The 389-nt window shown below is 33.9% G+C and carries 1 pseudogene; it reads right to left on the reverse strand.

Features of this window, described 5'->3' with window-relative positions:
* Positions 1–389 (reverse strand): annotated as a pseudogene (locus I6F37_RS44255) (hypothetical protein); the annotation flags it as partial.

Below are 389 nucleotides of genomic sequence, written 5' to 3' on the forward strand. Positions count from 1 at the left end.
ATTATATTCTGTTCAAAAACATAATGAAAGCAAAGTCCTAAAATAATAAAAGCAACACATGCAAGTATTAATGATTTGGAAGAAAAGGTAGCTTTTTGCGATTCCCCTTCTTCATAATCCTCTGCAGAATTTTTAGAAGGTAATCCGCCAATTGGTCGTCCTTCAGGAGTTCTTACATATTTATCTTTTAAAAAGAAAAATGTAGTAGTACCAATCAGCATAGCTATTGAAGCAGCTAGGTAGCCCCATTTAAAAGCAAAAACATCTCTTACACCATTTTCATCTACTACATCACCCAGCAAAGGGCAAATTAATTGGCCGAGAAAAGCGCCAAGATTGATACCCATATAAAAAATAGTAAAAGCAGTATCTAATTTATTCTTCTCCTC

The organism is Bradyrhizobium sp. NBAIM08 (assembly GCF_020193935.1).
Lineage (GTDB): Bacteria > Pseudomonadota > Alphaproteobacteria > Rhizobiales > Xanthobacteraceae > Bradyrhizobium > Bradyrhizobium yuanmingense.